At 66.0% G+C, this 22,820-nt stretch carries 19 protein-coding genes and 1 tRNA gene; 15 read left to right on the forward strand and 5 right to left on the reverse strand.

The genetic code is table 11. The features are described 5' to 3' along the window. The 13 genes from ACYQ00_RS18290 to ACYQ00_RS18350 form a co-directional block, all read left to right on the forward strand. Positions 1-2,207 (forward strand): phage tail tape measure protein (locus ACYQ00_RS18290; RefSeq protein ID WP_460033516.1); only part of this gene is annotated, 2,207 nt, incomplete at its 5' end. After that, a complete protein-coding gene (locus ACYQ00_RS18295; RefSeq protein WP_460032480.1) occupies positions 2,200-2,415 on the forward strand; it encodes a tail protein X in 216 nt (71 codons plus the stop codon). The genes ACYQ00_RS18290 and ACYQ00_RS18295, both read left to right, overlap by 8 nt. 9 nt (positions 2,416-2,424) lie before the next feature. Continuing rightward, on the forward strand, positions 2,425-3,705 hold the full coding sequence (locus ACYQ00_RS18300) for a phage late control D family protein (protein ID WP_460032479.1): 1,281 nt from the start codon (positions 2,425-2,427) through the stop codon (positions 3,703-3,705). 7 nt (positions 3,706-3,712) lie between these two features. Further along, positions 3,713-4,429 (forward strand): phage baseplate assembly protein V, encoded by a 717-nt coding sequence (locus ACYQ00_RS18305; RefSeq protein ID WP_460032478.1) that lies wholly within the window; start codon positions 3,713-3,715, stop codon positions 4,427-4,429. Next, positions 4,426-4,809, forward strand: a complete 384-nt coding sequence (locus ACYQ00_RS18310; RefSeq protein WP_460032477.1) for a phage tail protein — start codon at positions 4,426-4,428, stop codon at positions 4,807-4,809. The genes ACYQ00_RS18305 and ACYQ00_RS18310 overlap by 4 nt, the downstream gene beginning before the upstream one ends. Position 4,810: 1 nt before the next feature. Continuing rightward, positions 4,811-5,149 carry a GPW/gp25 family protein gene (locus tag ACYQ00_RS18315; protein ID WP_460032476.1) on the forward strand — a complete coding sequence of 113 codons (339 nt, stop codon included), beginning with the start codon at positions 4,811-4,813 and terminating at the stop codon, positions 5,147-5,149. Further along, the gene (locus tag ACYQ00_RS18320; protein WP_460032475.1) at positions 5,146-6,252 is read left to right on the forward strand and encodes a baseplate assembly protein; all 1,107 of its coding nucleotides are present in this window, start codon (positions 5,146-5,148) and stop codon (positions 6,250-6,252) included. Before ACYQ00_RS18315 ends, ACYQ00_RS18320 begins: the two co-directional genes overlap by 4 nt. Beyond that, a complete protein-coding gene (locus ACYQ00_RS18325; RefSeq protein ID WP_460032474.1) occupies positions 6,249-7,619 on the forward strand; it encodes a phage tail protein in 1,371 nt (456 codons plus the stop codon). The genes ACYQ00_RS18320 and ACYQ00_RS18325 overlap by 4 nt, the downstream gene beginning before the upstream one ends. A gap of 1 nt (position 7,620) precedes the next feature. Beyond that, complete coding sequence (locus ACYQ00_RS18330) at positions 7,621-9,909, forward strand: hypothetical protein (RefSeq protein ID WP_460032544.1); 2,289 nt, start codon at positions 7,621-7,623, stop codon at positions 9,907-9,909. A 9-nt stretch (positions 9,910-9,918) separates the two neighbouring features. Next, positions 9,919-10,878, forward strand: a complete 960-nt coding sequence (locus ACYQ00_RS18335; RefSeq protein WP_460032472.1) for a tail fiber protein — start codon at positions 9,919-9,921, stop codon at positions 10,876-10,878. Between the two features lie 158 nt (positions 10,879-11,036). Beyond that, on the forward strand, positions 11,037-11,516 hold the full coding sequence (locus tag ACYQ00_RS18340; RefSeq protein ID WP_460032471.1) for a hypothetical protein: 480 nt from the start codon (positions 11,037-11,039) through the stop codon (positions 11,514-11,516). Positions 11,517-11,713: 197 nt separating this feature from the next. Beyond that, positions 11,714-11,878 (forward strand): Com family DNA-binding transcriptional regulator, encoded by a 165-nt coding sequence (locus ACYQ00_RS18345; protein WP_460032546.1) that lies wholly within the window; start codon positions 11,714-11,716, stop codon positions 11,876-11,878. After that, the gene (locus ACYQ00_RS18350) at positions 11,875-12,606 is read left to right on the forward strand and encodes a DNA-methyltransferase (RefSeq protein ID WP_460032469.1); all 732 of its coding nucleotides are present in this window, start codon (positions 11,875-11,877) and stop codon (positions 12,604-12,606) included. Before ACYQ00_RS18345 ends, ACYQ00_RS18350 begins: the two co-directional genes overlap by 4 nt. 187 nt (positions 12,607-12,793) lie before the next feature. Here ACYQ00_RS18350 and ACYQ00_RS18355 read toward each other — a convergent pair. Continuing rightward, a tRNA-Ala gene (locus tag ACYQ00_RS18355) sits at positions 12,794-12,869 on the reverse strand. Between the two features lie 148 nt (positions 12,870-13,017). On the opposite strand from ACYQ00_RS18355, the gene thrC reads away from it, so the two are divergent. Then, positions 13,018-14,478, forward strand: coding sequence for a threonine synthase (thrC, locus tag ACYQ00_RS18360; protein ID WP_460033517.1), 1,461 nt, complete (start codon positions 13,018-13,020; stop codon positions 14,476-14,478). Positions 14,479-14,597: 119 nt separating this feature from the next. On the opposite strand, the gene ACYQ00_RS18365 is transcribed toward thrC, so the two are convergent. Continuing rightward, a complete protein-coding gene (locus ACYQ00_RS18365; RefSeq protein WP_460033518.1) occupies positions 14,598-15,149 on the reverse strand; it encodes a hypothetical protein in 552 nt (183 codons plus the stop codon). 99 nt (positions 15,150-15,248) lie between these two features. Next, positions 15,249-16,430: a glycosyltransferase gene (locus ACYQ00_RS18370; RefSeq protein ID WP_460033519.1), complete on the reverse strand. Its 1,182-nt coding sequence runs from the start codon at positions 16,428-16,430 to the stop codon at positions 15,249-15,251. 111 nt (positions 16,431-16,541) lie between these two features. Between ACYQ00_RS18370 and ACYQ00_RS18375 the strand changes: the two genes are divergently transcribed. Next, positions 16,542-18,425 (forward strand): response regulator, encoded by a 1,884-nt coding sequence (locus ACYQ00_RS18375; RefSeq protein WP_460033520.1) that lies wholly within the window; start codon positions 16,542-16,544, stop codon positions 18,423-18,425. A gap of 86 nt (positions 18,426-18,511) precedes the next feature. On the opposite strand, the gene ACYQ00_RS18380 is transcribed toward ACYQ00_RS18375, so the two are convergent. Continuing rightward, a complete protein-coding gene (locus ACYQ00_RS18380; RefSeq protein WP_460033521.1) occupies positions 18,512-20,332 on the reverse strand; it encodes a methyl-accepting chemotaxis protein in 1,821 nt (606 codons plus the stop codon). 315 nt (positions 20,333-20,647) lie between these two features. Next, on the reverse strand, positions 20,648-22,726 hold the full coding sequence (locus tag ACYQ00_RS18385) for an ATP-binding protein (protein WP_460033522.1): 2,079 nt from the start codon (positions 22,724-22,726) through the stop codon (positions 20,648-20,650). Positions 22,727-22,820: the final 94 nt, after the last annotated feature.

The raw sequence follows: 22,820 nt of genomic DNA on the forward strand, positions 1-22,820 counted from the left end.
AGTTCAGGCGTCTGACAGCCACGGCCCGGGAGCTGGGGGCCACCACGGCCTGGAGCGCCTCGGAAGCCGCAGGTGGCATGCAGTATCTGGCCATGGCCGGATTCAAGGCCAACGACATAATTGCCGCCATGCCCGGCATGCTGGATTTGGCGACAGCCGGCAATATTGATCTGGCCCAGGCTGCGGATATCGCCTCCAATATTCTGTCCGGGTTTGGTTTGCCGGCCGAGCGGATGGGATACCTGGGCGATGTGATGACCAACACCTTCACGTCCAGTAATACCTCGCTCGCGATGCTGGGCGATACCATGAAGTATGTGGCCCCGGTGGCCAAAAGTCTCGGGGTGGGGGTAGAGACTGTGGCGGCCATGGCCGGCAAGCTGGGGGACGTGGGTATCCAGGGCTCTGAGGCTGGTACGGCAATGCGGGCCATGTACGCCCGTCTGGCCTCGCCGCCCAAGGAAGCCGCGAAAATGATGCAGCGGCTGGGCGTACATGCCAAAGATGCCAAAGGCAACCTGCGGGATATGCCGACCATCCTGGCGGAAATGAACGCCGCCATGACCAAGCGGGGCCTGGGGACGGCCCAGCGCGCGGATGTGCTTTCCACCATATTCGGCGTGGAAGCCCTGGCTGCGGCCACGGAACTGATGAACAAGTCCAGTTCCGGAGAGCTGCAGGCGTTTATCGAACAAATCAAGGAGGAAGGGGCCGCGGCCGAAGTAGCCCGCAAGCAGCAGGAAACGCTGATGGGGCAGTTTAAGGCCTTGGGGAGCGCCACGGAGTCCCTGGCGATCAGCATTGGCAATGTGCTTGCGCCGGTGGTGCGGGGGGCGACTGCGATCCTGACCAGAGCGGCCAGCGCTGTGGACACCTTTGCCAATGCGCATCCTGAACTGACCAAGGTGGTTGTGGGCGCGGTAGCAGGACTGATGGCCTTCAAGGTGGCTTCAATCGGCCTTGGCTACGCCCTGACCTTTGTCACCGGCCCCTTGCATTCGCTGCGCGCGGGCCTCGCCCTGTTGCAGACCATGCGCCTGGCCTCGGCCGCCGGGGGGCTGTCTTCCCTGACCCGAGCTGTGCCGGCGCTGGGGTCTGTCGGGGCAGCGCTCTCCGGTCTTAAGGCCGGGCTCCTGGCGCTGAGTCCTGCGCTCCTGCCGGTGCTCGCCTTGGCGGGGCTTGGGTACCTGGTCTACCAACACTGGGGACCGCTCAAGAGTTTTTTTCAGGGTGTCTGGCAAGGCCTGAAGGATGAGGCTGGTCCAGCCCTCGAGAGCGTGGGCAAGGCGCTCTCTGCTTGGGGGGAGGCCTTGGCCCCGGTCAAGAGCGCGTTTTCCAGTGTGACCAATTTCCTGGGTGATCTTTTTGGTGGACCAGCGAATATGCAGGCCTCGGAAGGAGCGCGGACCTGGGGGCAGGCCGTGGGGCAGACCCTGGGCGCAGCCATCTCGGGGTGGGTGAATCTCATCGACTGGGGTGTGTATGCGGTGTTCAGTGTCGTGCAGGGCATCCAGGATGCCTGGGCCGGAGTGGGGCGATTTTTTAGCGGGCTGGGCAAAAGTGTAACCGGCATGTGGGATTCGGCCCTGGCCAGTCTGGCAGGGGTACCCGGGAAGATTGAGACCTCACTGGGCCAGGCGCTGCAGTACCTCTCCACCCTGGACCTGTCCGGGGCCGGGCGGCGGCTGATCGATACCTTTATTTCGGGCATCACCAGTATGGGGGGGGCGGCCTATGACGCCGTCAAGGGCGTGCTGTCCAAAATTCCAAGCTTATTCAATCGATCTGATGCCAAGGAAGGGCCACTCTCCAACGTGACGCACCAGGGCGGCATGCTTGTGCGCACCCTGGGTGCCGGCATCCAGGGTGCCGGGGCCGGGCCGCTGGTGGATCCCCTGGGGCAACACCTGGGCGCGGTTGCAGCGCTCCTTGACCCCGCGTCAGGTGGTGCAATGGGGGCGGCGACTGGTGATGCGGCGGGCAGCGGCGCAGCCGTGCCGGCTGGCCCGGGAGCAGCCGGCGGGGCAGGAAGCCCCGGCGGCCTGACCATCCACTATGCCCCGCAGATCACCGTGCAGAGCTCGGGACAGGGCACGGGACAGGACGCGGCCGGAGGCCTGGCCCAGGCCCTGGCGCAAGACAAGGAGGCCCTGGCCCGGCTGATCCGGGAGCTGCTCCACCAGGAGCGGAGGCTGTCCTATGCCTAGCACCTACACCACCCAGCAGGGGGACATGTGGGACCTGGTCGCCTTCCGGCTCTGGGGCCGGGAGACGCTCTTCCATCATCTGCTGGCCGCCAACCCGGCCCACCGCGAGGCCGTGGTCTTCGGGCCGGGGGTGGTGCTCACGGTGCCCGAGCTGCCGGCCGGCACCCAACTGACCACGGCGGACACCCGCCCGCCATGGCGGCGGTAGGAGGCGGCGGTGAGCGACTTTTCCTTTTCCAAATCCGAAGGGACCACGCCTGCCACCGGCAGCCGGGAGCCGTTTTCCTTTTCGGCCTCCGAGCGGGCGGACGCCGTGCCCGTGGCCGCGCCGCAGCAGACGCCCGAAGGCAACCCTTCGGCTTCATCCACTTCTTCCACGGCGTCCACCCAAACGTCCACCCAATGGGAGGGGGCGCGGGGGAACTCAGTTCCCCCGTCCTTTCCTTCCACTTCTTTATCCCGCCACGCCGTCCTGTCCCTCATGGCCCAGGCCTCGGCATCCAAGACGGACCTGGCGGACGTCAGTCAGGACGTGGCCCCGTACTGCCTGTCCGTGACCTACACGGACAACGCCCACGGCCAGGCCGATGATCTGCAGCTGGAATTCGAGGATCGGGACCACGCCTGGGCCATGGGCTGGATGCCCGACAAGGGCGACCGCCTGCGCGCGGCCATCCAGTGCCGCAACTGGTTTGCGGACGGGGACAGCCTGGAGCTTGCCTGCGGCAGCTTCACCATCGACCAGATTGATTTGAGCGGCCCGCCGGATGTGGTCCGGGTGCGGGCCGTGTCCGCGGCGGTGGATACGCCGCTCAGGCGCGAGGCCAAAAGCCGGGCCTGGGAGCACGCATCCCTGAAGACCGTGGCCGGGGATCTGGCCACGGAACATGGGCTCGCCCTGCACTATGAGGGGGACGAATGCGCCTTTGTGCGCCTGGACCAGCGCCAGGAAAGCGACCTGGCCCTGATCAAGCGCGTGGCCGAGCGCCAGGGGCTGACGGTCAAGGTCTGCGAAGACCGGCTGGTGATCCGGTCGGCCAAAGAGGCCGACGCCCAGCCGCCCAGCCTGGCCATTGCCCGCGGGGTGACGGCCGTGAGCCGCTTCCAGTTTTCCACGCAATCCTCCGAAACCTACGGCGACGCCTCGTGCGACTACTGGGAGCCCGAGGAAAAGGCCCTCAAGTCCGCAGGCTGCGCCCCGGAACGGGCCGAAACAGACAAACAGGTGGGCCATACGCTCAAGATCAACACGCGGGTGGAGAGCCAGGCCGAGGCCGAGCGCGTGGCGGCCAACGAACTGCGCCAGGCCAATCAGAAAGAATGGACGGGCAGCCTGGACCTGATGGGCGACCCGCGCCTGTACGCCGGCCTGGTGGTGCAGGTCCAGGGCTGGGGGCGCTTTGACGGCGCCTGGATGGTGGAGACGGCCACGCACACCCTGAACCGATCCGCCGGCTACACCACCTCCATCTCCATCCGCAAAACGCTCAACTATTGAGGCTATCATGCTGGGCACCTTGATGGACGCATTGCACCGCCAGCGGGGCGAGACCAACCACGTCATCCGCATTGGTCTGGTGGTGGGCCTGGAGCCGGCCCGGCACCGGGTGCGGGTGCAGATGCAGGATCAGGACGGCCTGGTCACGCACACCGTGCCCGTGCTCTGCCGCAAGGCCACGGCGGACCAGGACGCCTGGCTGCCCGACGTGGGCGACCAGGGCGTGATCCTGTCCCTGCCGTATGGCCAGGAACAGGGCGTCTACCTGGGCTCCATCTTTTCCGGGCCGGACCCGGTGCCGGCCCTGGCCGCGGCGGGCGGGGCGGACGTCCAGGAACGGGCCTTCAAGGACGGTTCAAGAACCGGGTATGACCGCCGGTCCCACCGGCTGTTTCGGCACGTCCAGGGTGCTGCGGAGGGTGGCGGTATTGACGAGCAGCTGCAGGGCGACCTGTGCACCCTGCGCATTGTTGAAGGAAACCTGCTCATCAAATTGAAGGAAGAAAAACAGCTGCCCACGGAACCGCCGGAACCACCGGCAGCCGAGGACTGGCGGGCGCTCAAGGGCGAGGGCTACGTGGTGATCGAGGCCCCGCGGATGATCGTCCTGAACGCCCCGCAGGTGCTGATCATGGGGGCCATGTCCCAGGCCGCCTTTCGCAAAGATTTGCTGGAGGAAGGCATCTGGTCGGAAAAGATTGATGACGGCGGGGGTGGGCAATGAACGTCGGCAGCCTGGGCAGCGTGGCCTTTGAGGTTTCCAGCGAGACCATCCGCACCTGGGAAGCCTGTTCCCGGGAACGCAAGGTGCAGTTTGCCGAGCATGCCGTGGTGGACGGCAAGGCCCGGCTGCAGTGGCTGGGCTACGGCCTGGAAACGTCCCGGCTGGACATCCTGCTCTGCGCCCCCTGGTGCGACCCCGCCGAGGAGCTGCAACACCTGCGCGGCCTGCAGGACGGCGGCGCGCCGCACTATCTGGTGCTGGGGGGCGAGCTGTGGGGGCGCTATGTCCTGGAGAGCCTGTCCGAGACCCGCCTGCGCACGGATGGCCGGGGCCGCCCTCAGGTGCTGCGGGTGAACCTGTCTCTGAAGGAACACCATTAAGATGGGCATGGAAACGACGCTTATCCTGCGCAGCCGGCCCGAGGCGCTGCTCATCGGGGCCACGGGCGTGGAAGATATCATGCAGTGCGTGCAGCTGATCATCCTGACCCATCTGGGCAGCGTGGTCCTGGACCGCACCTTTGCCGGGGACGGCAGCTACATCGACCAGCCCGGCCCCATGGGCGCGGCGCGGGCCATGGCCAGCCTGGCAGAGGCCATCGAGCGCCATGAACCGCGGGTGCGGGTCAAACGCATCGAGCTGCCCGCGGACCAGGCCGCCAATGCTGACGGCGCGTTTTTTCCCGTGGTCACCATCACCATCAAGGCAGGGGCGCTATGAGCGAGCTCATGTTCGTGGATACGGACCCCAGCCGGGTGCAGGCCGAGGTCATGGCCGCCTATGAACTGGCCGCGGGCAAGACGCTCTATCCCGGCGACCCCGTGCGCCTGTTCCTGGAGAGCGTGGCCTACACCCTGTCGCACCAGCGCTTTTTGATCGACTGGACGGCCAAGCAGAATCTGGTCCGGTACGCCTCGGGGCCGTACCTGGACGCCCTGGGCGAGCTGCTGCAGACGGTGCGCCTGCCGTCCCAGCCGGCCCGGACCACCCTGCGCTACAGCCTGGTGGCTCCCCTGGAATGGGCCGTGGCCGTGCCGGCGGGGGCGCGGGCCGTGGCCGGCAATGGCGCGGATGCGGCCGTGTTTGTGCTGGCCGAAACGCTGGTCATCGCCCCCGGCCAGCTGGCCGCCGAAGGCGTGGCCACCTGCAGCGCGGCCGGCGCGGTGGGCAACGGCTTTGTGCCGGGGCAGATCAACAAGATGGTGGAACCCATCGCCTACGTGGACCGCGTGGCCAACGTCACCCCGTCCTACGGCGGCTGCGATGGCGAGTCTGACGACCATTTCCGGGTCCGCGTCCAGCTGGCCCCGGAGGCCCTGGGCATCTGCGGCCCGGCCGAGGCCTACCGCTACCACGCCCTGTCCGCTCACCAGGGGGTGACGGACGTGGCCGTGGTCTCGCCCTCGCCGGGCCAGGTGGACGTCTATCCCCTGTGCGGCGGGGCGCTGCCCGCGGCCGAGGTCATCGCGGCCATTGCCGCGGCCCTGAACCGTGAGGACGTCCGGCCGCTGACGGACATCGTCCAGGTGTGCACGCCCGTGGCCGTGGCCTATGGCGTGGCGGCCACCTGGTGGCTGGACCCGGCCCAGGCGGCCCAGGCCGGGACCATCACGGCCCGCGTGGCCCAGGCGGCCCAGGAGTACGTCACCTGGCAGGCTGCGAAGCTTGGGCGGGACCTGAACCCCAGCCGCTTGACGGCGCTCTTGATGGACGCCGGGGCCACGCGGGTGGAGGTGACCAGTCCCGCCCCCCGCGCCCTGGCCGCCTGGGAGGTGGCCCAGGTGGATGAGATGCAAGTGGTCTTCGGAGGGATGGAAGCATGACGCCTGCCGTCAAGACCTCCATCAGAGAGTTGGCCCTTGCGGACCTGCTGCCCGGCTCCATCGCCGCGGACCCGACCATCCAGACCTCGGCCGCGGCCGTGCAGGGCGAGCTGGCCGGGGTGACTGCGGCCATTGACCTGCTGGACATTTATGCGGACCTGTCCGGCTATGCCCAGCGCCTGGGCGGCCAGGTCCTCGACGCCGTGGCCTGGGGCTGGCACGTGGATTTGTATGACCTGCTGGAGTCCACCCCGGAACGCCTGGAGGTCACGCGGCGGTTTGTGGAATTCCACCGCCTCAAGGGCACCAAGGCCGGCCTGGCCCTCTATTTCCGCACCTTCCTGAAACGTAACTTGCTCGCCGCCTCGCCGCCCACCAAGAGCTATCTGGGCGGCAGCCTGACGGCGGACGAGCGGGCCGCCTGGCTGGCCCCGCATCCGGAAGTGCGGGTCTACCCGTACCGGCATGCCGGGGTGGCCGTGGGGGCGCATGTGGGGGACACGTTCGGATATGGCCGGGCGCGGTTCCTGGCGCGGGGCGATGCCCTGTTGCGCATCGGCGATCAGGTGACGCTGTATGATCCCAAAACGGCACGGGAAACGCCCCTGCACAGCCTGCAGACCGAGCGCCAGCGCCTGGAGCGCCAGGCCACGCGCACGGTGCAGGTGGCCTTGCCGGGCGATGCCGGGCGCGGAGACAGCCGTGGCCGCGCCGTCATGTGCGGCGGGCTGCTCCATGGCTTCCTGGCAAACTTGGACGCCGCATCACGCTACTACCTGCTGGAGCAGGCCGCGCCGTATGCCGATGAGCTGGACCGCCGCCGGGCGCTGGCCGTGCAGCCCTCCCTGGAGCCCGTGCGGGTGGGCTACGAGCTGGTGGCCCAGCCCGGCCACCGCAGCCAGGTGGTCTTCCTGGGCAATCGCTGGACAGACGTCTTTCCCGACAAGGGCGGGGCCTGCCTGGCCAGGTGCTTTCCCCACGCCAGCCGCGCCGCGGACCGCATCTACCGGCGCACCAGGCTCTTCGACCCGGCCCGCAACGCCTTCCCGGCCCGCGACGCCTCCCTGTTCCTGGGGGCCTTCCGCCTGGGCGGCTTCCCGGCGCATCACGGGGAGGCCGCCGTGGACCTGCTCCGGCCGCAGTCCCGCCACGTGGCCTTTGTGGGCCGCCATTTTTCCGGCCGGCGCTTCCTGGCCACCGTGGACGCCCAGGGCTGGATTGACCGCATGCGCCGCGTGGGCCGCGAGGCCGTGCGCCTCTCGGACAAAATTGACGTCCGTATCACCAACCGCCGCACCGTGACCTGCAGCGCCAGCCTCAAGGCCGGCGCGACGGTGGTGGGCGAGCGACAACTGGAGGTTGTCTAACATGCCATCCCGATTCGTTGTCTTCCGGGACCGCCAGGAGTTCCAGGCCGCTGATTTGAATAACACCCAGACCTTCATGGATGAGATGCACCAGCATCTGGTCATGGACGCCATCACCGCCGAGCGCATGTTCGTCGGGCTGACCGTTTCCAAGAAGAGCGCCACGGAGCTGGACATGGCCGCCGGCCGCCTCTGGGACGGCCAGGCCGGCATCATCTACCGCAAGGATCAGGCCGAGACCATCAGCATTTTCAGCCACCTGCCCCTGCAGGATTCCCGCTGGCTGACCCTGTCCGTCATCGGCCAGGAGGTGGAAACCGACCTGCAGCCGCGGGATTTCCTCATCGATCTGCAAAGCGGCCAGACCGAGCCCAGCGTGGTGGCCATGGAGCGCGCCCGGACCATCGCCGTGCTGGTCACGCCGGGCCTGGAGTCCACGGACCCGCAGCAGCCCGTGGCGCCCACGGGCTACACCGAGGTGGCCGCCGTGCTCCTCACTGTCTCGGGCATTCAGGAGGTGCGCATTGCGGACAACACCCGGCTCATGCGCCTCTTCGACGTCTGGCAGAGCACGTTGGCCAACGCCGCCTGGATTGCCGAGGCCGGCCCCAAACTGGCCGCCATCATGAGCGACCTGGCCGCCCTGGCCGCCCTGATCAAGAGCCAGTCCACCAGCCCCCTGCTGGCCCAGCTGGCCGCCGAAGTGGCCGTGATCCGGGACAAGCTGGCGCTCCCGGCCACGTTCATGGAGTATGAGGCGGATAATTTCCTGGTCAAGGACGAATCCGACACCACCAATCCCGAGTTCCACGCCCTGGTGCAGATGGGGGCGCGCTTCCCCTGGGCCGGGGAAACCGAGATGCAGCTGGCCCCCTTCAACCCCAACGATACGAGCGTCAAGGACCACAACGGCCTGATCCTGCCGGCCTACGAGGTGGTGCCCCGCGTGCAGCTGACGGGCCAATCCGGCAGCCTGGCGCTCAGCCAGTACCAGTTCCAGACCGTGACCACCCGCCAGTGCACGCGCACCCGGCGGCGCATCGAGTACTCGCCCACGTGGCAATCTTGTACCAATGGTCAGTACTGGGCCGAGGTGGATCAGGCGCGGGTGGTCGAAGAGGTCTTTGAAGGCGCGGTGCCCGCGGGCGTCACCCTGGGCGATGCCACCTACATGGAGGCCTGGGGCGCGGGCGGCGCGCCGGGCCATGAGCTGACCCAGGGCCGGCAGGTCTGGGTGCACACCTGGCAGGAGCAGTACACGGTCATCGATTCGGTGACCGAAAGCGTCAACGGCTCGACCAACGCCCAGACCTTCCTGAACAGCTCCAACGGCTGGCTGACCGGCGTGGGCCTGACCTTCACGGCCAAGGCCTCCACCGGCCCGGTCTATCTCTATCTGATGGACACCCTGAACGGCCTGCCCAACCACCACCGGACCATCGGCCGGGCCGTGGTCCAGCCCGAGGCCATCAAGCTCGGCAGCGAGACGCGTTTCGAGTTCGCCGAACCCGTGTACCTGCAAAACGGCCGGCGCTACGCCCTGGTGCTGGTCACCGGCGGCAACCATTATGTGGCCCTGGTCTCGGGCACCCAGTACAGCCAAGGCACGCTGTTTTATTCCACCGATGGCGAATACTTCCAGGGCGACTTCACCAAGGATCTGATGTTCTCCTTGTATTATGCCCAGTTCAAGAACCCGCGCACGGTGCTGGACCTGACCCCGGTCTCCCTGTCCGACGGCATCGCCGTCTTTTCCTTGCTGCACGAGGCCATCGTGCCCGACGCCACGGACCTGACCCTGGAATACCAGGCCAGCGGTAGTGCCGAATGGGTGCGCCTGGTGGACGGCACCACCGACGGCCTCTTGGGCCTGCCGGCCATGTGCCGGCTGCGGGCCGTGTTCAATGGCTCTTCCGACGTCATGCCGGCCTTGGGCTGCTCCGGCAGCAAGCTGCGGGCCAGGCGCGCCGGGACCTCCTTCCGGCACATTTCCACCGAACGGGCGCTGACCCAACCCAGCGCGGAAATCCAGGTCATCCTGCGTCTGGAGGGTTGGGACGCGGCCAAGCACACCTGCGAGGTCAAACTGCGCAGTGGCGCGGAAACCTACACCGGCACGGTGCAGGATCAGGCCCTGGACGCCACCACCATCCGCCGCACCGTGACCTTCACCCCCACCTCTCCGGAAGTCCCGGACGGCATCGCCTCCTACAAGATCCAGATCGAAGGCACCACCACCACGCCCCTGAGCTGCTTCCACGTGGCCCAGCGCATGGACGTGGCGCTGTAGGAGGCCGCAATGACGCTGGACCTGGAAAAATTCGTCTTCATCGACGGCAAGACGCCCCTCAGTGCCGAGGAACTGAACCGGCGCTTTTACAGCCTGGTCCGCCGGCTCCATGAGCTGGAGCAGCTCAAGGTGGACTGGGAGGCCGCCGTGGCCGAGCTGCAAAACGCCGGCCTGGAACGCATCAACTCCGCCGTCATCCCCCTGGTGGACGATCTGGCCGCGGACCTGGACGCCCTCATCGAGGTGGGCAACGCCAACCTGGAGGCCTGGAACGGCACCGTGACCGATTCCCTGGCCGCCTGGGGCGCGGCCGTGGACGCCAAGCTGGCCGAGGTGGACGCCGCCCAGGCCCAGCTGACGGCGGACCTGGCCGCGGCCATTGCCCAGGCCCAGGCCGATGTGGCCGCCTGCGTGGACCAGGCCCGGCAGGACGTGGCCGTCGCCGTGGCCACTGCCGAAGCCGCCGCCACGGCACTGGCCGCCATCCTGCCCGCCGGCGCGGTGCTGGCCTTCGCCATGGCCGCCGCGCCGGCGGGCTGGCTCAAATGCAACGGCGCGGCCATCAGCCGCACCACCTATGCCGCCCTGTTCGCGGCCATCGGCACGGTATTCGGCGCGGGCGACGGCTCCACCACCTTCAATCTGCCGGACCTGCGCGGCGAGTTCGTGCGCGGCTGGGATGACGGGCGCGGGGCCGACGCCGGGCGCACGCTGGGCAGCGCCCAGGCCTCGGCCAACCTCTCGCACTCCCATGGAGTGAATGATCCATCACACCGGCACACCACCAACTACAGCGGCTACAACCCCGGCAGCACCCCCGCCAACCAGGTGATGACCAGCGTCGGCAACTATTTGTTCGGCGTCAACAGTGTCAGCGAATTCAGCGTCACCGGCATCTCCATTGCGGCCAACGGCGCGTCCGAGGCCAGGCCCCGCAACATCGCGCTGCTGTACTGCGTGAAATACTGAGGAAACGGCACAAAAGAAACGGCTCTCGGGGGAACACCGTCCCCCCGAACCCCCCGGATAGGGGGGGAAGGAAAGGCAAGTGTTGTGCGTGAACCCATAGTTGGAAGGGGTTTGGGGAAACTCAGTTTCCCCAAGAAACTCTTAAAAAGGAGCCTCTTGTGATCGTGTACCAATTAGACGCCGCCGGCTACTACCTCGGCGAGGCGGTGGCCGACGAATCGCCCCTGGAGCCTGGCGTATGGCTCATCCCGGCCGGCTGTGTGGAAACACCCCCGCCGGCCATCCCTGAGGGCCAGCGGGCGCGCTGGGAGGCCGGGGAAGCCGGGGAGAATGGGGAGGCCGGCGGGGCCTGGATCCTGGAGGCCATTCCAGAGCCGGAGCCAGAGCCCGACACGACCGAGCCCGAACCCATGGACCGCTCGCGCATCCTGACGCGGGTCGAATTCATCCGCCGCCTGTCGCCCCAGGAATGGGCCACGGCCAAAACCAGCAGCCTCCCGGAAGTGATGTACTTCACGGACCTGGTTCTAGCGGCCGCGGAAATCGACCTGGACGACGCCCAAACCCAGGCCGGCCTGGCTGTGGCCGTACAGGCCGGGGTGCTGACCAGCGAGCGGGCCGCACAGGTGCTGGCATGAGGTGAGATGAGTTGCGGGCGTTAACAGCGCGTTAACGCCCGCCAAAACGGAGGCGCAGGCGGGGTGGTGACACACCCCACCGGCCCGGTGCGACAACACCGGACCACGGCCGAGGCCGCTGCGCCATGCGGAGTCCAGAGCGTACCCCCGGACGCCGCATGGGTAGCAGGCCCAAGGCCCAACAATCAAGCAGGGATATGGACCAAATCCGATGCGGACAGTGCAATAAACTCTTGGCCAAAGGCGAAGCCCTGAACCTCGCCATCAAATGCCCCCGCTGCGGGGCCATGAATCACGTGCGGGCCGCGAGCCCCAGGCAAGAGGCCCGAGAGGCTCCAACGGGAGCAGGCAAGTGCGGATGATCTTTGACAATGGCAAAGTGTTTCAAGGAGAGGCGGTCACGGTGTTGCGGGACCTGCCGGCGGCCTCGGTGGATGCCGTGGTGACAGACCCGCCGTATTCCAGCGGCGGCACCCATGCGAGCGCCCGGCGGCGTGATCCGGCGACGAAATATCAAAACACCGGGACTGCCAAGAGCTACCCAGCCATGCTGGGCGACAGCAAAGACCAGCGCAGTTACGCCCTGTGGGCCACGCTCTGGCTGGCAGAGTGCTGGCGCATCGCCCGGCCTGGCGCACCCTTGCTTATGTTCACGGACTGGCGGCAACTGCCCCTGGCCTCGGACGTGGTCCAGGCCGCGGGTTGGGAATGGCGCGGCCTGGTTATCTGGCACAAACCCAGCGCCCGCCCCATGCTCGGGGAGTTCAGACGGGACGCCGAATATGTGGTGTATGCGGTCAAGCCGCCGTTTCAGCGGGTGCACGATCGCTGCCTGCCCGGCATCTTCCGCCACGCGGTCAACACCGCCGCCAAGGTGCACCTGACCAGCAAACCCATCCCGCTCATCAAGGATCTGCTAGCTGTAACGCCCGAGGGCGGCACCGTCCTGGACCCGTTCCTGGGCGGCGGCACCACGGCCCTGGCCTGCATCGAGACCGGCAGGCAGTTCGTGGGCGTGGAGCTGTCACCAGAGTACGCAGCCCTGGCGGCAGACCGGATCAGACAGGCGGAAGAGGGGATGGGAAACTGAGCAAACACCATGCCGTGCATAATCCATCCCGCAACAGGAGGTGATAAAAGCACGTGCAGGTTGTGATAAAAGCAATCGCTGGCGTACAGCCCACTGTCCCGGCGGACACATAGCGGACACACGGCGAAAATCCGCCCTAAACCAAGAAAAAAGGGTCCCGGTAATTAACCGAAACCCTTAGGAAATTTGGTGGAGCTGGAGGGAATCGAACCCACGACCTCTTGAATGCCATTCAAGCGCTCTCCCAACTGAGCTACAGCCCCGTGCAGAAAGAGGTGTTTACGGATTTGGCCTGGGGATGTCAACGGGAAATTTGAGGAATTTTCGCGCTTGCGTCCGGGTACGGCCGAAGGTATTGTTTCCAGCTGAGATTGTTTCGCCTTTCCACCTTTTGGCACCACGGGATAGTTCATGTATTTCTCCAGCGATTTCTACATGTTTCCGCAGTATCGCGGTCGGATGCAATACCGCTGTCTGGGTTGCGAGGCGGTGTACGGCGTGGATGAGCTGCTCTACACCTGCCCTTCCTGCGGCGGCGTCTTTATTCTCGAAGACACCACCTTTGATTCCTTGCAGCAGACTACAGCCCAGGACTGGCGGGATCTCTTTGACGCCCGTGCCGCCACCAAGCGCCCGGAATTGCGCGGCATATTCCGTTATTACGAATTGATGGCCCCCATTCTTGAAGATGGCGACATCGTGTGCCTCGGCGAGGGGCTGACGCCGACCATTCCGGCCAATGCCGAGTTGACCGACCTTGTCGGCCACCCTTTCGCCTTCAAACATGACGGCCAGAATCCGAGCGCCTCCTTCAAAGACCGCGGCATGGCCTGCGCCTTCAGCGTGCTCAAGCATCTGGTTCGCATCAATAACTGGGATGAGGTGCTGACCATCTGCGCCTCCACCGGCGACACCTCCGCAGCTGCCGCGCTCTATGCCGCGTACGTGGGCGAACCGCTCAAAAGCGTGGTGCTGCTGCCGCAAGGCAAGGTGACGGCCCAGCAGATTGCCCAGCCCTTGGGCAGCGGGGCCGTGGTGCTGGAGATTCCCGGCGTATTCGATGACTGCATGAAGGTGGTGGAGCACCTTGCAGAACGCTATCGTGTGGCCCTGCTGAACTCCAAGAATGCCTGGCGCATCCTGGGGCAGGAGAGTTATGCCTTTGAAGTGGCCCAGTGGCGCGACTGGAACATGGACAATACCGCAATCTTTGTTCCCATCGGCAACGCCGGCAACATCACTGCAGTGATGGCCGGATTCCTTAAATTGCATCGGCTGGGCATCATTGAACACCTGCCCCGCATTGTGGGCGTGCAGTCGCACCATGCGGATCCTGTTTACAAGTATTATGCGCAGGATCCGGCCACGCGTGAGTACAAGGCCGTGGCCGTGCAGCCCAGCGTGGCCCAGGCGGCCATGATCGGCAATCCCGTGTCCTTCCCGCGGGTCAGGCACTATCAGGAGCAGTACGAAAAGGTGGCCGGCAGCGGCAGCTTCCAGGTGGTGCAGGTGACGGAGCAGGCGGTCATTGAAGGCATGTTGCGGGCCAATCGCCATGGGCACATTGTCTGCACCCAGGGCGGGGAGTGTCTGGCCGGGCTCATCGAGGCCAAGGCCAAGGGCATCCTGGAGCCCGGCGAGCTGGCCATTCTGGACGCCACGGCGCATTCCCTGAAGTTCATCGATTTTCAGCGGATGTATTTTGAGGATTCCTTCCCCATGGACTATCAGATCTTCCCGCGCAAGGCGCTGCAGAACCTGCCGGAGCTGGTCATTGCGCCGGCCCGCAAAGAGGCGCTTTCGCCTGAGGCCTATACCCAGGAAGCCGCGGCCGCCGTGGTGGCCCGCCTGGAACTGAAGGCCCGCAGCTAGCGCGGTGTTTGTGCACCCGGAAATCAAGCCGGGAGCTGGGCCTGGAATGGAAAACGCCTGCGGGAGTGCTGCTCCCGCGGGCGTTTTGCATGGTACACGCGATGCGCGAGGCGGATCTGCTAACGGAAGGACCGGGTGAAGAGATCCTCGATAGCCTTGCGGCCCTGGTCTTCCAGAAAACGGGTGCCCGTGCCGCAGAAATGCCGGGCAGTGACGACCGGCGCTTCCACAGCCTGCCAGACATCGCCATCCCACTTGAACCAGCAGTTGCGGCCCTGGCCGTACACGTACAGCGGTTTGTTGCAGATTTTGGCGAACTCCGCGCCCCAGCCGGTGCCGCCCTTGACGGTGTTGTCGTCCTGAATGGTGCCGACGACGAAGATCTCGTGGCCGCTTTCAACCATATGCATGATGGTCTGCAGCACCTTGCGCATGAGGGGGGCGTTGGTGAACCGGCGGTTGAGCAGCTTGGAGACGTACGCCAGGCTCACGTCCTTGCGGGCCAACTCCTCGGGGGTGAGCATGCGTGCGCCGTGGGTGCGGGCCAGCTGGTGCCCGTCGAAAGTGAAGTTGACTTCAGCCAGGCCGTACTGGGCGGCCAGTTCGCCAAAGCAGGCTTCCGCGCCAGCCGCGCCGCCACTGAACAGGGTGAATTCCTTGGGATCAGCCATGCTCGCTCCTTGTGAAGCGTTCGTGAATTGATCCAGATTCCTACCGCGTTTCCTCCTGCACTGCAAGAGTGACAGCGGTTTCGGACGACTGCGGAAGGCTCATCGGCAACCTGCCATTGTGGCGTACAGCGTCGCGTAGCGGGCGGCGCAGGTTTCCAGACTGTACAGTTCAAGGATGCGGGCACGGGCGGCCTGTCCCAGCTGTCCGGGGGGGCGAAGCGTCAGCATCCGCCGGATGGCCTCGCCCAGGGCCCTGGGGTTGGCGGCTGGCACAATGGCGCCGGTGCTGCCGACGAGTTGCGCCGTGTCTCCCACATCGGTTGCGACCACCGGCACCCCGCAGGCCATGGCCTCGGCCAGCCCCAGCGGCAGGGCCTCGCCCCGGGAGCTGGAGACGGCCACATCAACGCCATTCCAGAAGCGTGGCATGTCCTGCTGTGGGCCGAGGAGCAGGCAGCGCTCGCCCAGGTGCAGTTCCCCGAAGAGAGCGCGCAGGCGGGAGTTGTCCGCCGTCAGCCCCGGACCGCAGCAGACGCAGCGCAGGTCTGGCTCGTGCTGGAGAAGCGGGGCCACAGCGCGGAAAAAGGTGGGCAGATCCTTGACCGGATGGTCCCGCGCGGCCAGTCCCAGCACGGGCGCGGTCCCTGGAATGCCCCAGGTGCGGCGGGTCTCGTGGCGCAAGGTCGCATCGGGGCGAAAGCGGTCCGTCTCCACGCCGTTGGGGATGATCTCCCAACGGGTGGGTCGGTACCCGGCGGCCCGGTGTGCCGTGGCGGCAGCCTGGGCGCAGCTGACCACAGCATCTGGGATCCAGGAGGAAGCCCAGGCCAGCAGCCGGATGATGAGGCGGGTGGAGGCCGGCAGCACGGCGGGCTCCAGGGAGCCGTTGTGTACGCCCCACAACAGAGCCGGTGCGCCATCCGGTCCTCGGCGCCGCAGCCGCAGGGCTATTCCCGTCATGAAATCCGCATGGTACATCCAACTCTGGACGACATGGGGACGGAAGAAGCCCAGGGCCTCATGCAGGCGCAGCAGACTGGCCGGCGCGTCCCAGGCGCGGCGCATGGTGCAGGAAACCACAGGGATTCCAGCCCGGAGCAGGGGCTCGGCCAGGGGGCCTTCGGGCAGCAGGCTGACGACGGTCTGCTCGAAGGTCGGCGAAGTATGCCGGGCCAGGGCGCACGCCAGGGCCACGCACATGGTTTCCGCACCACCGGGGTTGAGGCCGGTGATGACGTGCAGGAGGCGAAGCGGGGTGTGGGGGGAGTGGCTGTTTGGCATGGCGGATGCGGAGGACGTGAGACGAGTTGTCACCAAATCTACGTATTCTGCTGCTAGGTAACAGGAGCCGCCGGGGGGCAGCAAGTCCGATGTGTCGGAAGAAGGATTCGCATGCAACATCTGCCGCGCCTTCGGGTGCTCGTCATTGAAGAGCAGCCCGTTCTTCAGAAGATTCTCTGCAACCTTGTGGTCTGCTGTGGCATGGCTGCCCGGCCGGTGCCGGTGGATTCCGGCACAGCGGGCAGTGTGGCCCGGTCGTTGGCCGCCGCAGAAGCCGAAACGGATCTGGTGCTGTTGGGATGGAGCAGCCTGATGGCGGATTCTGCCGAAGTCTGGCAGTTCCTGCGCCAGCCGGAGGGTCTGCGCATTCCCTGCATTGTGCATGTGTCGGCCGCACCGGGAGCGGATGCGGAACCCATGCAGCAACTGCGCAGCATGGGGATCGACACGGTGCTGCCGCGGCAGTTTTCTTCGCAAAAACTGCACAGGATGGTCCTGGCTGCGGCCGAGGCCGCAGTGCCGGCCCGGCGGCAATGGCTGCAGAGCCAGCTGCAGCAGACGCCTGCACCCCCTGCGAGGGAGTTGCCCGTGGCGCCGGCAATGCCGGGCAGTCAGATGAGCGCGCACGCCGGCCCGTCATTTGCCCCTGGGGCCGAGATGCTGATGCCGATCCACCTGCCGCCTCCAGTCTCGGCGCCGGTATCAGCCCCCGTATCGGGGGGGGCCAGTCAGTTGGCGTCGCCGTCGTCGTCGGCAACGCGACCCTCGCCGCCGTCCTCTTTTTCTCCGGAACTGTCCGTCGATCCGCCCGCCGTCGCCCCGGCGCCGCCGCCATCCCAGCCCGAGGAGACGCCTGCAGCCAAGGCCCGGCGACTCTTTGGCGAAGGGCGCGAGGCGCTCAAGTCCCGGGATCATGATCGGGCTATCGCCGCATTTTCCAAGATTCTGGCCATGCGCGGGAGGTTTCCGGAAGTGTGCCGGGGGCTGGCCATCGCCTGGCAGCGCAAGGGGGATGTGGCCCGGTTCGCGCATTATCTGAACAAGGCCGCCGAGGGGTATGTCTGGCGGGGGAACAATGCCGAGGCAGAGTCGCTGTTTCGCAACATGGTCCGGCACCGCTGCCGGGCGTTGAACCCCTACCAGGCGGTGGGGGAGGTGCTGCTGCAGCGAGGGCGGGCGGAACTGGCGCTGACCATTTACGAAAAAGCGCAGGCCCTGGACCCGGATGATGCCGGGGTGCGGGTGGTGCTGGCCCGGCTGTATCGCAAGGCCGGCCGCATTGAGGACGCCCTGGAGCATGTGGCCGCCGTGCTTCAGCGCGATGGTCGCCACGAGGCTGCCTTGGCCCTGTATGCCGAGCTGACCGGCAAGGACTGGCACCAGCCGGACGCTGGCGAGGCAGGCCCGGAAATCTGGGAGGTGGATTCCCTGGCGGTGTGCGAGGATCTGGAGGCCAGCGGTCCGGTGCTCTTCCTGGATGGTGACGCCCCGCAGCAGACGCCGTTCGGGGAGCCGCTGGACATGGCTGCCGGCACTGCCCAGGCGGTGCCGCCCGGACCAGGGCCGGAGGCCGTCACTGCGGCAGCGGTTGCCGCGCCTGCCCCGCGCCCGGCGGGGCCGCGCAAGGTGCTTATTGTGGATGACGAGCCGCACATTCGCATGCTGCTTGAGGAAACCCTGGAGAGCCTGGAAGAGGAAGGCGTCATCCTCCTTTACGCCGAACATGGCGAAGAGGGGCTGCAGCTGATTAAGGACGAGCTGCCCGATCTGGTCTTTCTGGACGTGATGATGCCCCGCATGAACGGCTTTGACGTGTGCGACTGGGTCAAGAACAAGCTTTCCCTGGACGGGGTATACGTGGTCATGCTCACGGCCAAGGGCCAGGAGTTTGACGCCCAGCGCGGCATGGAGGTCGGGGCGGACGTATACATGACCAAGCCTTTCCGCCCGGCAGAGGTGCTCGTGCTGGCCCGCACCGTGCTGGGTATGGATTGAGGCACCCGATGTGGGCCGCATAAAGACACGGGGAGCCCGGCATGCGGCTCCCCGTGTTGCATGAAGGCTGCGGCTCCGGGCCTGGTTTACGCGCCCTGGCTCTCGCGCTTGAGATTCTCAATGAGGTTTGTCAGGGTGCTGGACTGCTCGGCCAGTTCGTGCAGCACCTCCGTGGTGCCGGAGATGTGCGTGGCCGTCTCCTCGGCCAGGAGGTTGATCTCATCCAGGGCGCGGCTGATTTCTTCCGTGGAGGCAGACTGCTCCTCAGCCGCGGTGGCGATGGACTGCACCTGCCCGGCGGTGGTCTGGGCCGCCTGGACAATGGCCGAAAGCGAGCTGCCGGACTCGTCGGCCAGTTCCGCCGCACGGACAATTTCCTGCACGGCTTCATCCATGCCGGTCACGTTGCCGGTGGCGGCGTTCTGGATGGCCGTGATGCTCTGGCCCACCTCGCGGGTGGCCTGCATGGTCTTTTCGGCCAGCTTGCGGACCTCGTCGGCCACCACGGCAAAGCCGCGACCGGCGTCCCCGGCGCGGGCCGCCTCAATGGCGGCGTTCAGGGCCAGCAGGTTGGTCTGGTCGGCAATGTCGTTGATGGTGGTCAGGATAGAGCCGATGTCCTTGGCCTGATGGTCCAGCTGGCGCATGGATTCCTTGAGCAGTTCGGCCTTCTGCCGGGTGGCGTTCATGGCGGCAATGGACTTGCCGACCACGTCCGCCCCGCGCCGGGCTTCGTCCTGGGTCTGTGCGCTCTGCCGGGCGGCGTCGGCGGCGTTGCGGGCCACCTCCACCACCGTGGCGCGCATTTCTTCCATGCCCGTGGCCGTGGAGTGGATGCGTTCCTGCTGTTGCGAGGTGCTCTGGCGGACGATGTCGGACTGGGCGGCGATTTCTTCCATGGCCGCGGCCAGACGGGAGGTGAGCTGATCGAGCCGGTTGGCCGCATCCAGCATGCCCTCGGCCTTGGCACGTTCGGCCAGGGCTGTGGCTGCCCGGGCTTCTTCGGTGGCGCGTTCAGCCGCGGCAGCTTTTTCCTCGGCCAAACGGGTTTGCTGGGTGATTTCGGCCAGATTTTTTTTGAGGGTCACCACCATGTCCCGCAGGGCAGCCTGCAGCCGGCCCATTTCGCTGGTCCCCTTGGGGGTGATGACGATGTCCAGCTTGCCGGCGGCCACGGCCTGGGCGGCGATGGTGGCTTCCCTGACGGGACGCACCACACTGCGGGTCAGCAGCACGGCCACAGGCAGGACCAGCACACAAAAGAAGACGGCCAGCTGCAGGATGATGGATCGCAACGAGGAGCTGGCGGCTGCGGTGATGTCGTTACGGATTCTGGTCTTGGCTTCCTCGACGTTGTCGATGTAAATGCCGGTGCCGATCCAGATGTTCGTGCCGGGGATCATGGCGGCATAGGCCAGCTTGGGTTGGTCCCCCTTGCCGGGCTTGGGAAAAATATACTCCACGAACCCGCCGCCGCGCGCGGCTTTTTCGCCCAGATCGCGGACAAAATAGACGCCATTGACGTCCTTGGTGTCCTTCAGGTCCTTGCCCTGGAGCTCTTTTTTGGGAGGCAGGGCCACGTTTACCGTACCCTGATAGACAAAAAAGTAGCCGGATTGGTCATCCTCAAAGCGGAAGCTGTCCACAGACTGGCGAATGAATGCAATGCGGGCCTCGCCCTCGGGCACGGCCTTGAGCAAATCCCCCAGGGATGCGGCCATGGCGTCGGTGGCCACCTTGATTTTCTGCCGCTCCCCCGAAAGCATGGTATTCTGAGTCTCCACCACGCCAATGTCGGCAATCTCGTCCATGGCTCTGGAAGCGAGGACCATGGCGCCGGCCACGCTGAGCAGCATCAGTCCGAGCAGACAGAGCACCCGTGTCTGGACAGAGATATTGTCGATCATGCAGTCCTCCCCTGGATCCCGTTGGTCGGCGAAATGGGTTTCACAGTACAGTAAGGCAAAAATCTCATGCTAGCAAAATCCATGCAAGCGCTTTATTGGAGAAAATGCCTGACAGAAGGGCGGTTACATGGTTCTGGCTCCGCCGGAGAAGGGCGAGTGTCTGAAAAAACAGACAACATCTCCATAAAACAAGACGCGGCCCCACGACGACACACGAATTCGGAACGCTCCGGGCGGGCCCGGGCCTCCAGCGCGTGGGGGCACAGGCGCACAGCCAAAGCCTGACACCCAGCTGGCCGGGGCGCTGCAGCCGCCTCAGGAAGAGGGGGCAGCACCAGACAATCTGGCCAGGGCTTCCAGCAGTTGGGCGCCACTGGCGGGTTTGGCCAGATACCCGTTCGCCCCGGCGGCCAGGATGCGTTTGCGGTCGCCCCGCATGGCCAGCGCCGTGACCACCAGCACGGGAACATCCGAAGGGGTGGCCCAGGAGTTGCCGGCGTTTCGCAGGCTGCGCAGCACGGCCAGGCCATCCATGTCCTGCAGGTGCATATCCAGCATGACCGCATCATAGTGATAGGCGGTCAGGCGCTGCAGGGCTTCTGCGCCGTCGGCCACGGTATCGGCGCGGAGGCCGGCTTTTTCCATCACCGTCCGGCTGTACAGCCGGCTGACGGGCTCATCCTCCACCACAAGCACCCGCGCCGGCAGGTGTTCCGGCAGGGGCGTGGAGGGGGTGCCGGGCAAGGGGGGCCGGCGGGAACTGGCCTGCTCCGAAACACCGGGCGCGCTGGCCACGATGGGCGCGGCCGGGGCCTGGGCCACGGGCAGCGGCAGGAGAAGCTCAAACCTTGATCCCTTGCCGACGGCGCTGTGCAACAGGATTTCCCCCCCCATGAGCTGCACCAGCCGGCGGGCAATGGCCAGGCCCAACCCCGTGCCGCCAGTGCGGGCCGAGGGCTGCAGGCGGACGTATGGGGCGAAAATCTCACGCTGCTTGCGTTTGGGAATGCCGGGGCCGGTGTCCTGCACCCGGAACGTCAGCCGGCCGGGGGTGCCCGGGTCAGCGCCCAGGTAGAGCTGCACAGACCCTTTGACGGTGTATTTGATGGCATTGCCCACCAGATTCACCAGCACCTGACGCAGCCGGAAGCTGTCCCCCAGGCGGATGTCGGCCAGATTCTGTTCCAGAAAAACGGAAAACTCCAGGGACTTGGCTTGTGCCTGCATCTGGAACAGGTTGCGCACATCCTCCATCAGGGCTTTCAGGGATAAAGGCGCGATGGTGAGCTCGAGCTTGCCGGATTCAATGACCGAGAGGTCGAGCAGATCGTCCACAAGGGCCAGCAGGTGGCCCCCGGCGGCCTGCTGCAGGTGCAGATATTCCCGTTGGTTTGGGCTGGTGGCTTCTGCGGCGGCCAGATCGGCCATGCCCAGGATGTGATGCAGGGGCGTACGCAGGTCGTGGCTGATGCTGGCCAGAAAGGCACTTTTGGCGGTATTGGCCTTCTCTGCCTCGCGCTTGGCCTGCCGCAGGGCCTCCTCGGCCTGCCGCCGGGCCGTGGTATCCGTGAGCAGGCCCTCCAGGCGGAGGGGAAGGCCTTGCTCGTCTGCGATGCAGCGGGCGTGCAGGGTGGCGGTAAAGACAGTGCCGTCGCGCCGTTTGAACTCTCTTTCCACGCCCAGAATCGCCCCGCCCCGGCGTTGGATCTCCTGCAACAAGGAGATGCGCTCTTCGGGCCGCACATAGCACTCTTTGGCAATGTCGGTGATGTGCTCGATGACCTCACGGGGAGAGTCGTAGCCCATCATGGCCGCCATGGCCCGGTTCACCTCCAGGAATCTGCCTTCCATGGTGGTCATGAAAATGCCCACCGGCGCGGTTTCGAAGAGGGAGCGGTACTTGGCCTCCGCTTCCTGGAGCCGGCGTTTGCTGAGTACCTGGGCGGTAATATCCTCGCGGATCAGCACCACGCCGGAGATGGCCGCCTGAGGATCATTGTTTTCGAAGAGCGGAAAGCACCGAATGCGCTGGTATCCGCTGCGGCCACTGGCGAAGCGGGGCACATGCACCTCGTCCATGAACACCCGCTTGCCCTGGAACGCCACGGCCAGGGCATCGGCCACGCCGGCGCTTCTCAGGCCGGGCAGCTCGTGCATGGTCTGCCCCAGGAAAAAGGAGACCGGCAGCTTGTTGTGATTGAAGATCTCGACGTGCCAGCGGTTGACGGACACCACCCGGCCTTGCGCATTGAAGACCATGATAGAGATGGGAAGGCTATCCACCAGATTCAGGTGCAGTTCTGGAGGGGCCTCGCAATTCGTTCCGGCTCCCTGGCTGCGTTCCGATGCAGGCCGCAAGGGCAGCTCCGGCATGATGTCTTCTGGCTCGGCCATGCACCCCCCGATGCAACAGACAATTGCCCCAAAATACACCAATCGATACAATGGCGCAAGACATCATGCGCAACGCCTTGCGCCATACGTGCAA

Source organism: Megalodesulfovibrio paquesii (assembly GCF_054653055.1).